Below are 13442 nucleotides of genomic sequence, written 5' to 3' on the forward strand. Positions count from 1 at the left end.
AAAGTGAATACAAAGAAAAACTCTATTTTAAAAAATATTGTCCACTTATTTTACAGTACCATTCTATCCAATGTTCTTAATGCGGCCACGCTCATTCTATTAGCAAATTATTTTAACTCAAAGAACTACGGGATTTTCAGTGTGGCATTGGCTCTTGCCATGGTCATGAATTTTCTTACGGACCTCGGGACAAGTAATACTTTTCTAAGAGAAGGATCAAAAAAGGAAAACTTAGGAAGAACGTTTTCTTCCTATATTAAGATTCGGATTGTTTGCTCCCTTTTGACCTTTTTTGTTTTTTTTGCCGGCATCCACATTCTTTATCAAGAACAACAAATTCTTTATATGATCTATAGCCTAATGATCCCGATGGTCATTGGCCTGGCGATGCAAAGTATTGGAATAACCTACTTTCAATTAACTGAAAGGATGCAATTCATCGCGTCGATAAAAATCTTCTCTTCTTTTGCGTTGATACTTTCAACCACGGTAAGTATGGGCTTGAAAGTTGATGTTCATCTGGCAGCCTTTTTATATGGATTCTCTTATTTAGCCGGTGGATTTTACAGCCTTTATTTACTGCTGAAAAAAGCGGAAATACAATGGAAGTCTCCTTTTGAAAAACAATTATTAACGAATCTTAGTCCGTTTTTAATCAGTGGGTTATTTATTATGCTAACCCCACAATTGGGTCCATTGGTGCTGGAAAAAACACTGCCTTTAGCGCTTGTCGGTCTCTTTGCAGTAGCCTATCGGATTCCTTCTGCTTTATACCAAATACCAGGAGTCATTGCAGGAGCCTTTTTTCCGCTTTTATTTAAGCGATACAACCAAGGTGAGCTTGCAGAACATACAAGATTGAATATCCTGCAAATGAAAATCATGTCCTATATCGGCATGTGCATGACTATAACCTTATTCTACTTGGCCACTTATCTCGTCACCATTTTATTTGGACCCGAGTGGGGATCTGCGGTTCAGCCTTTAAAAATATTGGCTTTTATAATCGTTCTGCAAGGCTTTAACATTGCCATTGCTGACGGTCTCACAACAAGGGGATTACAGAACCGGCGTACAATTGTCCAGTTCATAACCATCACCGTTGGTTTGGTTTCCTTCTATTTTATGAGCGTTAACTATGCAGTGGCTGGCTCAGCTTTTGCCGTCCTTACCATGGAAATCGTCTCATTCATTGGCTATGTCGCTGCAAATCCAGAAAAAAGAGCGGTACTTTTCAAGGTCATCCTGCCGTATGGTACCTTCTTTTTCATTAGTTTCATCCTGATGCAAAACTTATTATCCAAGTATCCTTTTATAGCCATGATTTCTACCATCATTTTCGTCACTGCTCTAATTTTGCAGCTCGATAAGAGCATCAAGCAATTAATCGTTGGCTTTATTAAAAAGAAACCTGCTACCGAACATTTACAAGATGGGAGACAAAAAGAGAATGGAAAAATTGCTAATTAATAAAAACACCACCTCTATATGGTCAGTCTTTCTCTTGTTATTTTTTATTACGCTCAGTAAATATAATATCTCCATCGGTTTTTCTTTAAAAATTTATATGATATTTCTAGCCATTTTCTTTTGCATTCATTTTCGGGATTTTTATTTCCATACCCTTTATCATTATGAAATCCTTTTGCTCTTATTTTATTTCACCTATTGTCTGAGCGGCGCTTTTTCTCAGTATCCTGAATCGAGCATTCGTGTCATTCTAGGAGTGATACTCGTACTTGGCTGTTATTTCATCATGAGATATGTATTGGAGCTAACTTCGTTAAGTGCGATTGAGAAATCGATTGCAAATGTCGGAATCATCTTTAACGTTAGCAGCCTATTATTATACATCATAGGAATACAGGTGACTGGAAGATTTCCGACAGGTGTTGAGATTACTTCATATGGATTATTATTGGACCGGGATTATCCAAGATTAATCGGTTTGCTGGATGACCCCAACATCTTCATTTTTTTTAACACAATCTTTTTTTCCTATTATTTAACCAATTTAAAGGGATTGAAGCATTCGATAGGATTCCTCCTATGTATGATTACTTCCCTTCTTACTTTTTCAAGAGGCGGTGTTTTAGCGCTTGTACTGGTGGTCTTTTTGTACATGCTGTTAGCTAATTTCTCAAAAAAAATCAAAATGTTAGCTGTTTCCTTATTATTTTTAGCGGTAATATATGTTGCTGGATCTCTTATCAATATAGATCTCAATGAAATCGTCATGAGCCGCATTTCTGACTTTTCAACTGACGGGGGCAGCGGAAGGTTTGAATTATGGGGACAGGCGATTAACTACTTTATGTCAAATCCCCTTTTTGGCATTGGCGCTTTTAATTTTTCCGATTATTACGCTTTTGAGCATAATGAAAAGCTATATGTTCACAATACGTATCTTGAGGTTTTAGTAGAGTCAGGAATCATTGGTTTTCTTTTTTACCTTTCCTTTTTATTAATGCTTATCATCACTTTATTCAAGACTAAATTACATAAAGAAAAACCCTTCATTGTGCTTACTCTTTTTGCTTTCTTAATACAGATGATGTCCCTTTCACTCATGATTAATGAAGCATTTTTTTCCTTTTTAGCACTAACTTTAAAATATATTTCGGTATATGAGAAAAAAGAGGTGGAATGTAATGACCTACAGCAAAAAGGATGACAGACCTTTAGTTTCCGTGATAACTCCCTCGTATAACTGCTCGTCTTTTATCCGTGAAACGATAAAAACTGTGCAAGATCAAACCTATTTTAACTGGGAAATGATCATTGTAGATGATAAATCAAAGGATGATTCTGTTTCTATCATTAAATCCTATGCAGAGCACGATTCACGGATCAGACTTATTCCCTTATCCAAGAATGTCGGAGCTGCCCGCGCAAGAAATATAGCCATTAAAGAAGCCAACGGAAAATATATCGCGTTTCTTGATAGTGATGATTTATGGCTCCCAACTAAATTGGAAGAACAAGTCGCATTCATGCAAAAGGGAAATCTCGCTTTCTCTTTCACCTCCTATTCTTTAATAAATGAAGAAGGTAAGTCTCTTGATGTTGAAGTAAAGGCACCTAAAGAGGTGGATTATAAGCATCTGATTGGAAATACAACAATTGGCTGTTTAACCGTGATGCTGGATAGGCTGCAAATCAAACATATCGAAATGCCTGATATTCAGCCTGAGGATACTGCATTATGGCTGTTACTGTTACGACAAGGATATAAAGCGCATGGCTTACCAAAAATGTTATCCAAATATCGGATTGTAAGTAACTCCACTTCAAGAAATAAATTTAAGGCTGCTTACCGATATTGGAAGCTGTTACGAAGCCAGGAAAAATTAAACTTTGTAAAAGCTAACTTCTATTTTAGCAAATACGCCTATAACGCATACAACAAAAACAGAGGTTCACAGCCTGCCTCTTTACTAAATGGAGGGAAATAGAGTATATGAACAATGTACTTTTACTTACAGATAAACTCATAATTGGCGGAGCTGAGATGTATTTTTGCAAATTGGAAAACCATCTCCAGGATGAAAACATGACGTTTTACTCTGCTGCTGCGACAGGGGAATTGTACAAGCAAATTCATAACAAACAACAATTCATCCCTTTAAGCTTAAAGAATCACCTCGCCAATCTTAAAATACTGACTAAACAAGTTAGAATAAAAAACATCGATGTCATTCATGCCAATAGTTTACGAATGCTGCTATATTCAATCGCCATCAAGAAACTGACCAGAAAAAATATCAAGCTAGTCTATACCAAGCATAATGTAACCATTCTAGAAAAAAAGGTGCCCTTTCTATTTAAAAGGGTGCTGAATAAGCATGTTGAGCAAATCATTGCGGTCAGTAATTTTGAAAAAGATAACTTACTTCAACTGGGTGTAAGGAATGAGCTTATTCGGACGATTTACAATGGCGTGGATGTGGAACACTTTTCTTTTAAACAATTACAGCCTAAAGAAACCTTCAATGTGGGAATTTTAGCCCGCTTATCAAAAGAGAAAAATCATGAACTTTTCTTGAAAATCGTTAATGAGTTAAAAGACGTACCTAATGTGATGTTTTATATTGCTGGAGATGGACCGGAGCGGGAATTTGTAGAAAAAATGATTAAAAACTTAAAGTTACGCCATAAAGTGATGCTACTAGGCAATGCCTCCAATCCGTATGAATTTATATGCAATATGGACTTACTTCTTTTAACGTCACTTAGAGAAGTTTTTCCAATGGTCGTCCTGGAAGCGATGGCCGCAGGAACTCCAATTATGTCAGTCGATGTAGGCGGCATTAAAGAGGCGGTTGTGGACCATGAAACAGGGATTCTCATCTCACAACATTCAGAACAGGAATTTGCCAAACAAATTAAAACGCTTCAAGATAATGTGGATTTAAGGCAACGCTTGGGAAGCAAAGCAAGACAAAAAGTAGAAGAATCCTTCTCCCTCTCAAATATGATTCATTCTACACTGAAAACCTATCAATGAACAAAAAACAAACGATGACCTCGTTTGTTTTTGTTTTTTATACCTATACATACTTTTTGGACAAGCATATGCTATATAACATCACCATAAAAGGAGTGTTATATATGGCAGACCCACTCAACCTCCCTGAGGATTGCCAGAACAGAGATATTGCTAATATTGATTGTTTTGGCGCCGATCCCAATCTAGCGGATAATTCTCCAGCCATTCAAGCAGCGATTGATTATTGTGTAGATAATAACTACTCTAAAGTTGTCATTACAGGGAAGAAACAATATACCCTCTCCTCCCCCATTATCATTAAGCGAAATGTCCATCTAGAAATTGATCCGACGATAACATTAATAGTTAAAGGTAATTTCCAGGTTTTTGAGCTACAAAAGGATGCTTCCCTCTCCGGCGGGACGATTGAAGTAGTCGATACTAGCTTCAATTCATCCGTCATTTTCCTTTCCGGGGCGCAGCAAATAGAAATCCATAATCATACAGCTATATCCAATATCAATATAATTAACCGTACAACAACATATCAAGGTATAGCCATCCACCTATACTGCAACAAAGCATGGGATTTCATCAGCTTCTTTAAGGCAAGCTCCCTCCAAATCACAAACTTCCATACAGCACTCTATTTAAAAACTGAAAAACTATCAAATGTAGATACCCCATGCTGGATTAATGCCAACTCCTTCGAGTCCATTTTTATAGACGGCTGCCAGTACGGTATCGAGATTGTGGGAAGCAGTGATCTACCTTACGAAATTTCCGGCAACACCTTTACTGGAATTCAAGTTCAAAGCCGAAAACAAACGAAAAAAGTCATTCGATGCTCGGGTGCTTATAATATATTTGAAGGCATCATATGGGATACCTACCGTATGGATGATCCCCCGCTCGTCATTGAATTCTCCTCCGTTTCCCATCACAACTACTTAAGCTCGAATCAGGTATCCACATCCATCCTTGATCGCGGCCAATATAATCGATGCACATCTCCTCATGAAGAATCGCTCCAAGTATATCCACCTCTTGCCCTAGGAAAAGCCCAACTAGTCGGAAATCAAGACGATGTCCTAGTAAATGCAAACGTCCGCTACGCTGTACGTCAGCTTTCTGGAAAGGCTCCTTATGGAGGAAATATCAATAACTGCTTCAATTTACTCGATGAGCAAAGTGTAAATTACCTCGATGTCCCTAGTTCCCAGCCGGTTGTGATTGAATTGGATTTTACCAAACAGCCTATTAAAATGCTAAATTGCTTTGGTATTTATTTTGGATGGAATGAAAGTCCCAGCCGAGTATTAATTGAATATCAACAAAGCTTAAATGGACCATGGATCGCAGCTAAGAATCTCCCATTTAATGCCGGTAACACTGTTATCTCAGAAGCAAGAGCAGAAACACTGTATAAAATTAGACTGACGTTAAGCGGGTATACACAAGAGCACAAACGATTCCGAATTAATCGGATCTTCGCAAGATCATCGTTACAGCAAGGTGCAGCTTGGTTACCGACTACAGGCGGAACACTATATGGAGATTTAGAACTTCAAAAAGGGAAAGCTGTGACAATGGCTTCTCCAAACGGAACAAAGTGGAAAGTGACTATTAATGATCAAGGCCAAATTATCACTACAAAACTATGACTATTAAATATAAAAAAAACCGGCATATATACTCTTTAACCAAAGAGGAAAGGAATATTCCCCATGGATAAAGATCAATAGTACCAGTTAATTAATGGTCATAAATGTTATCTCCAAATTATATTACAGGGTGTGAGCCTATCTATTAGCTAATCACCCTTTTCACTTTTATTATTGATTCAAGCTATTGGCTTGACCTCTATCAGCGATTCGGCTCATAGGCAGAGACGGGATCTCAATGATAGTGCCCATGCTATTATCTTTAAGTTCAATAACATCGTTTTGAAGGGTGATTTTGTCCAAATCCCAAGCCATTCCCTCAAACTTATTGTATTGCCCATTTACCTTCAAAATGCTCTTTGTTTTGCCTGAAGGCTGTATCTGTAAGTTGGTAAATTGATTACCACTAACTTCGTTCGGTACGGTAGAATGACTATCTATGTAAATCATATTCACACAATCTTCCAATGATAGATTCAAAAAACGATTAGCATTGATCCAGGCCTTACCAGAAGACGGTTTTTCAGCTATTAGCTTAACTCCAGTCTCCATTCCTGCAACCTTGACATTTTCAAAGTTCACGAAAGAAATCTCATGTTCCTTACCGCCAGCATATAAAGATATCCCTGTACCCTGATTACTCTCAGACCAATTAATGATATTTACATCCTTCACTTGCGTTTTATTCCAGGTATTATAATATTTATACTTACCATCTAAGTAAATGACCTCTGAATTAAATTCAGCATCAATTATCACTACATAAGCACCCTCAATAGAAGCATTCTGCTCAAGCTCAAGCACCCTGAAGTTCCCCTCAACAATGAACTTCGTTCCGTATCCGAATAGCAGCTTAACACCTTTCCTAACTTTGATCGGTGATGAAATCGTATACTCCCTATCATCCAGCATTACCGTTTTTAACTTATTGGCCTTTGCATGATCAATGGCAGCCTGAATCTTCGCAGAATCATTAGCCCCTTTAAAATCTTCAACGTATATCTTTTCTTTGTGATTAGATATAGAATGTTTTTGCTGAAAAATGAAGAAAACAATCAGCAAAAAACAGAAGGAAAAACCAATCATTTTTTTCATGAAACACATCCTTTTTTCTTTATTTTTTTCTATTTGTATTGCTGAAGGTATTATCACTGTATTCATTTTCTTATATGGGGAAAAGGTCACCATGTTGAATTATTATTTAATATCGTCAATATTAGTAAACCATTTAAATGGATAACACTATGATTTGCAAATATTTAATACAGTCATTATTCCAGTAAAAGTGAAAATTAAAGTATGCCTTCTTTTTCAAATAAGATTTGATTTGAAATTTTCAAGGAATAATTAATATTCCTAAATGTTCGTTATATAGAATATCATACTTTAATATTACCATACTTGCTAAGCATACCAACGGTTTCAAACTCTACTTTCCACTAGAACTTACCTTCAATTAATTTATTATCGAAAGATTTTTTCACCTACTCTTTCCTAGCATATTAAACACCTTATAAACATTTCTGTATTCATAAAAAAATAGCCTACCACTTATTTAAGTAGTAGGCTGGTAAAATTATTTATTGTCCCTTATATTGCTTTTCAAAATAATATTGATATTCACCATCAATGATTTGTTTCCACCATTCTTTATTATCCAGATACCATTGAATGGTATGTGCAATGCCTGTCTCAAAATTGTAAGTTGGTTTCCAACCTAATTGTTCCAATTTTGTAGGATCAATTGCATATCGCTTATCATGTCCTAGACGGTCCTCTACAAATTCTATTAAGTCTTCCGATTTTCCGAGAGTACTAATAATAGTTTTAACCACTTCTAAATTGGTTTGCTCATTATGACCACCAACATTATAAACTTCACCCAACTCACCTTTATGAAGGACCAAATCAATGGCAGCACAATGATCAATTACATGCAACCAATCTCGAATATTCTTTCCATCCCCATATACGGGGACCTTTTGATTATTTACAACTCTTGAAATTGATAAAGGAATCAGTTTTTCTGGAAAATGATAAGGACCATAGTTATTCGAGCAACGAGTAATATTAATCGGCAATTTATAAGTTTCATAATAGGCACGCACTAACATATCAGATGAAGCCTTACTAGCACTATAAGGACTGTTTGGCTGTAATGGGGTTTCTTCTGTAAAGAAGGTTTCAGGATCAAAATCTAACTCTCCATACACCTCATCAGTAGATATATGAACAAATTTTGTTATTTTATGTTCTTTAGCAGCATCCAATAAGACTTGCGTCCCCAATACATTTGTGACAACAAATACCTCAGGATTCGTTATCGAACGGTCTACATGACTTTCAGCTGCAAAGTGGGCTACAAAATCGAATTTTTCTTTCTCGAAAAGTTCCATTATAACTTTTCTATCTGCTATATCCGCTTTAATAAAGTGATAATTTTCTTTCTTTTCGATACTACTATGTTTGGTTAAATCACCAGCATATGTTAATAAATCTAGGTTATAAATATCATAATCTGGGTACTTATCTACCATGTATTGGACAAAATTGCCTCCAATGAATCCTGCTCCACCTGTAACTAAAACTTTTTTATTTTCCATACTATTTCACCTCTTTTTCTAACTCAACTAGATAGCGGGATAATGCATTTTCCCAAGTAGGCAACTGGTTAAAACCAGCATCCACTAATTTCTGTTTTGACAATCGAGAGTTTTTTGGCCGTATAGCTCTAGTTGGATATTCTTCAGTAGTTATTGAATGGACTTTTACCGTTTTATTAGCTTGGTTAAATATTTCTTGAGAAAACTCTGCCCAGCTGCAAAAACCTTCATTTGAAGCATGGTAAATTCCATACTTTTCTGTTTGTGCCATTTGCAATAATAAGTGGGATAAATCAACTGTGTATGTTGGTGAACCAAATTGATCACCTACAATGTTCAATTCATCTCGAGTTTCTGATAACCTCAGCATGGTTTTAATAAAGTTGTTTCCATTTAAGCCAAATACCCAAGAAATTCTTACAATAAAATACTTTTCCAATATAGACCTGACTACCATTTCTCCTTCAAACTTGGTTATTCCATACTGTCCAATAGGATTAGGAATATCTGCTTCATTAAAAGGAGCATCACCAAGTCCATCAAATACATAATCTGTACTAATGTAAATAAATTTTGCATCAATTTGTTTGGCAGCTTCTGCTAAATATTTTGTACCATTAGTATTTACATCATAACAGTCCTCTTTGTAATCTTCTGCCTTATCTACAGCAGTATATGCTGCACAGTGCACAATTACATCTGGCTTTACTTTGTTTATATATTCACAAACATTTTCTTTATTTGTAATATCCAATTCCTTTGATCCAGTACCATACATTTCGAATCCATATTTATTACCCTCTCGGACAACATCAAATCCTAATTGCCCACTTACACCAGTCACTAATATCTTCATCTCATTTAACCTCTAGTTTAAAGTTATTATCTGCATCTTTTAATAGTGGTGCATTTTCATCTTTAGCAGACAAAACTGGCTGAATATTAATTGGCCATTCAATACCTATTTCTGGGTCATTCCAAGTAATTCCTCGATCATGCTCAGGTGAATACAACTCATCCACTTTATACTGAACCTCAACATCATCTGTTAGCGTCATAAAACCATGAGCAAACCCTTTTGGAACTAATAATTGCTTTTTATTTTCTTCACTAAGCTCTACTCCATACCATTCACCATAGGTAGGGCTTTCTTTTCGAATATCAATTGCTACATCAAAGATTGAACCTTTTGTGCAACGGACAAGCTTTGTTTGTGCTTTTGGATCCTTTTGATAATGTAATCCTCGTAGCGTTCCTTTTGTGGCAGAAAATGAATGATTATCTTGTATAAAAACTGTGTCTATACCAGCCTTTTTAAAGCTCTCTTCATTATAAGTTTCAGTAAACCACCCACGGTGATCACCAAAAATTTTTGGTTCAATCACCATTACACCATTTAATTTGGTTTTAGTAATATTCATGATTTTGCACCCACTAAATTTTTATCGATTAATACTTGCTCAGCTAAGCGCAGCATATATTTCCCATATTCATTTTTCTTTAAAGGTTCAGCTAGCTTTATGAGTTGATCTCTTGAAATATATCCTTTTCGATAAGCAATCTCTTCTAAACAAGCAACTTTTAAACTTTGCCGTTTTTCTATCGTTTCTATGAAAGTAGAAGCTTCTAATAGAGATTCATGAGTCCCTGTATCTAACCATGCAAAACCACGGCCCATTAACTCTACTTGAAGCTTTCCTCTCCGTAAGTATTCCTCATTCACTGCTGTAATTTCCAATTCTCCTCGTTCAGAAGGTTTAATAGATTTCGCTATTTCAACTACATCGTTATCATAAAAATATAGACCTGTTACTGCATAGGTTGATTTTGGAGTTTGCGGTTTTTCTTCAATAGAAACCGCCTTCCCACTTTCATCAAATTCAACAACTCCAAAGCGCTCTGGATCTTTAACATTGTAGCCAAATACAGTCGCTCCATTTTTTTGACTGGCTACTCGTTCCAATACTTTCGTAAAACCGTGCCCATAGAAAATATTATCACCTAAAACCAGAGCAACCGATTCGTCACCAATGAAATCTTCTCCAATGATAAATGCCTGTGCTAAACCATCTGGTGAAGGTTGGATAGCATAACTTAATTCAATTCCCAATTCTTTTCCATCACCCAACAGTTGCTCAAATCTAGGCGTATCTTCTGGCGTTGATATGATTAATATATCCCGAATACCTGCAAGCATTAATACTGATAACGGATAATAAATCATTGGTTTATCGTAAACCGGAATTAATTGTTTTGATATCGACTTAGTTATAGGATAAAGGCGTGTGCCACTTCCACCTGCTAATATAATTCCTTTCATATTTTTACCGCCTCATTTGTATGAAAATCTAATGGTTTTTTATCATTTAGACCAAAGTGATGTAGAATCCCTTCTACTATTCTACTTGATGCCTCACCATCTCCATATGGATTTGATGATTGAGCCATCTTATCATATGCGACTTTGTCTATTAACAACTTATTAGCTAAATTGAATATCACATTTTCATCTGTTCCAGCTAATTTTAATGTTCCCGCTTCTATACCTTCTGGTCTTTCAGTTGTATCTCTAAGAACAAGCACAGGTACACCTAAAGAGGGAGCTTCTTCTTGAACACCACCCGAATCAGTCATAATTAAGTATGCTTTGGATGCAAAATTATGAAAATCAATTACATCTAGCGGATCTATCAAATGAATACGAGGATGTTCCCCAAGTATTTCATTTGCAATTTTTTGAACTATAGGATTCATATGAACAGGATATACCACTATTGTATCTTCATGGCAATCAACTAATCTCTTTATAGATTTGAAGATATTTCTCATCGGTTCACCTAAATTTTCTCTGCGATGAGCAGTAACTAAGATTAACCTTTTGTCTCCGATAGAATCCAAGATATGATGACTATAGTTATCTAAGATAGTAGTTTGGAGAGCATCGATAGCCGTATTACCAGTCACATAGACATTTTTCTCTTTCTTATTTTCTTTTATAAGATTCGAAGCAGCTTTTTTAGTTGGTGCAAAATGTAAATCAGCTAAAACACCTGTTAATTGACGATTCGCTTCTTCCGGATAAGGAGATAACTTATTCCCTGTCCGTAATCCTGCTTCTACGTGCCCAATAGCTATTTGATTATAAAATGCAGCCAAACTAGCAATAAACGTTGTCGTAGTATCTCCATGAACCAATACTAAATCTGGCTTGACTTCTTGTATGACTTTATTCAATCCGTCTAATCCCCTTGTTGTAATATCAACTAGGGTTTGGTTAGCTTTCATGATATTTAAATCGTAATGAGGCTGTATCTTAAATATATCTAATACCTGATCTAACATTTCCCTATGTTGTGCTGTAACAACTACTATTGATTCTATTTGTTCCTTATATTTATCTAATTCTAATACTAGAGGAGCCATTTTTATAGCTTCTGGTCTTGTACCAAATACAGTCATTACCTTAAGTTTTTTATTTAGCATAGTTCACACCCCAATAAAAACCTTTCCTTTTACAAGCAAGGTTAATTTTTTGAAAATAAAGTTTCATATTCATTAACAATTTTATCCCATGAATATTCTTTTCTTATTCTTTCCTTAGCCGCTTTACCTAGGTTCTCAATCTGACTTGGAGTATAATTCTCTACTTCTTTAATTAAATTGGTAAGTGAATTTGTTTCTTTAGAAAAATAAACAGCTCCATCTTTACCAACTTCTTTATTGAAAACGACGTCCAAGAGTAAATTTATATTTGTCGAAGCTAGTGCTTCTAAAAGTGAGGGATTTGTCCCCCCTACTTCATGTCCATGAAAGTAACCATACGCATTTTCTCTTATTCTTTTAAGTAATTCTTGATCATAAACTGTTCCCACAAACTTAATACGCTGATCCTTTTCAAAATTGGTTGTTTGTTTCAATTGTTCATAAAATGCATTTTCCTCAACATTTGCGATAAGAATAAAATCTTTTGTTGATGAAGAATTCATAAACTCTTTTATCATTAATTCATAGTTGTTTTCAGGAACAAATCGTCCAACAACTAAATAATACTCTTTAGACTGAATTTGCTGCTTTTCATACCAATCGATAAGCTTTTTATCCTCATTACTCAAAATAGACGGAGTAATATCAGCACCGTAAGCAATAAATGTTGTTTTAGGTTCAAATGCTGAGTAATCGGTTTGTATATAATTCTCAATCCCGATAGAGTCACAGATTAATAAATCTGCATTTTTCACCATTAATTTCTCAGATATCTTCCAATAGCGCTTAACCCAGTAATTCCATTTACTTCGTTTCCATTCATGACCATCAGGATTCACAAATACTTGTGCCCCGAGTTTCTCTAACTGCTTTTTATAATATGAAAAGAAAGGACCAATTCGACAAGCTAAAATATATACAATACAGTTCTTTAGCTGATTCTCCTTAATATAACGAATACTTTCTTTTAAACTTAAAATATCATATAAAACTGCCCTAGCACTCCCAACATTAGGTACCTTCACATTAAAACAGCGGGCTTTATTATGATAGAATTCACTATTATCTTCACCTAAACATGATACATGATACATGATACTATTATTTACCTTACGTGCTGTTAAATACTCTACAAACGTTTCAAATCCACCGTACTTAGCCGGAATACCTTTAGAACCTATGATAAATATATTTCTCATATAC

Annotated in this window: 12 protein-coding genes; 5 read left to right on the forward strand and 7 right to left on the reverse strand. The window is 35.5% G+C overall.

Annotation, left to right across the window (positions count from 1 at the left end):
• Nucleotides 1-3: 3 nt before the first annotated feature.
• The 5 genes from ACIROD_RS05595 to ACIROD_RS05615 all read left to right on the forward strand — a co-directional run bounded on the left by ACIROD_RS05595 (nt 4) and on the right by ACIROD_RS05615 (nt 6153).
• A complete protein-coding gene (locus tag ACIROD_RS05595) occupies nt 4-1470 on the forward strand; it encodes an oligosaccharide flippase family protein (protein WP_402938586.1) in 1467 nt (488 codons plus the stop codon).
• Nucleotides 1451-2674, forward strand: a complete 1224-nt coding sequence (locus tag ACIROD_RS05600; RefSeq protein WP_402938589.1) for an O-antigen ligase family protein — start codon at nt 1451-1453, stop codon at nt 2672-2674. Before ACIROD_RS05595 ends, ACIROD_RS05600 begins: the two co-directional genes overlap by 20 nt.
• On the forward strand, nt 2652-3455 hold the full coding sequence (locus ACIROD_RS05605; protein WP_402938592.1) for a glycosyltransferase family 2 protein: 804 nt from the start codon (nt 2652-2654) through the stop codon (nt 3453-3455). The genes ACIROD_RS05600 and ACIROD_RS05605 overlap by 23 nt, the downstream gene beginning before the upstream one ends.
• 5 nt (nt 3456-3460) lie before the next feature.
• Complete coding sequence (locus tag ACIROD_RS05610; protein WP_402938595.1) at nt 3461-4507, forward strand: glycosyltransferase family 4 protein; 1047 nt, start codon at nt 3461-3463, stop codon at nt 4505-4507.
• Between the two features lie 104 nt (nt 4508-4611).
• Nucleotides 4612-6153, forward strand: a complete 1542-nt coding sequence (locus ACIROD_RS05615) for a glycoside hydrolase family protein (protein WP_402938598.1) — start codon at nt 4612-4614, stop codon at nt 6151-6153.
• Between the two features lie 171 nt (nt 6154-6324).
• Here the strand turns inward: ACIROD_RS05615 and ACIROD_RS05620 are convergent, their stop codons facing one another.
• From ACIROD_RS05620 to cps2T, 7 genes are all read right to left on the reverse strand, one after another.
• Nucleotides 6325-7248, reverse strand: coding sequence for a hypothetical protein (locus ACIROD_RS05620; protein ID WP_402938601.1), 924 nt, complete (start codon nt 7246-7248; stop codon nt 6325-6327).
• Nucleotides 7249-7733: 485 nt separating this feature from the next.
• The gene (gene rfbB, locus ACIROD_RS05625; protein ID WP_402938604.1) at nt 7734-8756 is read right to left on the reverse strand and encodes a dTDP-glucose 4,6-dehydratase; all 1023 of its coding nucleotides are present in this window, start codon (nt 8754-8756) and stop codon (nt 7734-7736) included.
• A gap of 1 nt (nt 8757) precedes the next feature.
• Complete coding sequence (gene rfbD, locus ACIROD_RS05630; protein ID WP_402938607.1) at nt 8758-9612, reverse strand: dTDP-4-dehydrorhamnose reductase; 855 nt, start codon at nt 9610-9612, stop codon at nt 8758-8760.
• Between the two features lies 1 nt (nt 9613).
• The gene (gene rfbC, locus ACIROD_RS05635) at nt 9614-10177 is read right to left on the reverse strand and encodes a dTDP-4-dehydrorhamnose 3,5-epimerase (RefSeq protein WP_402938610.1); all 564 of its coding nucleotides are present in this window, start codon (nt 10175-10177) and stop codon (nt 9614-9616) included.
• A complete protein-coding gene (rfbA, locus tag ACIROD_RS05640) occupies nt 10174-11076 on the reverse strand; it encodes a glucose-1-phosphate thymidylyltransferase RfbA (RefSeq protein ID WP_402938613.1) in 903 nt (300 codons plus the stop codon). The genes rfbC and rfbA overlap by 4 nt, the downstream gene beginning before the upstream one ends.
• Entirely contained in the window at nt 11073-12239 is a 1167-nt protein-coding gene (wecB, locus tag ACIROD_RS05645; protein ID WP_402938616.1) for a non-hydrolyzing UDP-N-acetylglucosamine 2-epimerase, read from the reverse strand. The genes rfbA and wecB overlap by 4 nt, the downstream gene beginning before the upstream one ends.
• 41 nt (nt 12240-12280) lie before the next feature.
• Nucleotides 12281-13438, reverse strand: a complete 1158-nt coding sequence (gene cps2T / locus ACIROD_RS05650; protein ID WP_402938619.1) for a beta 1-4 rhamnosyltransferase Cps2T — start codon at nt 13436-13438, stop codon at nt 12281-12283.
• Nucleotides 13439-13442: the final 4 nt, after the last annotated feature.

The sequence above is a fragment of the Peribacillus sp. NPDC101481 genome (assembly GCF_044767165.1).
GTDB lineage: Bacteria > Bacillota > Bacilli > Bacillales > DSM-1321 > Peribacillus.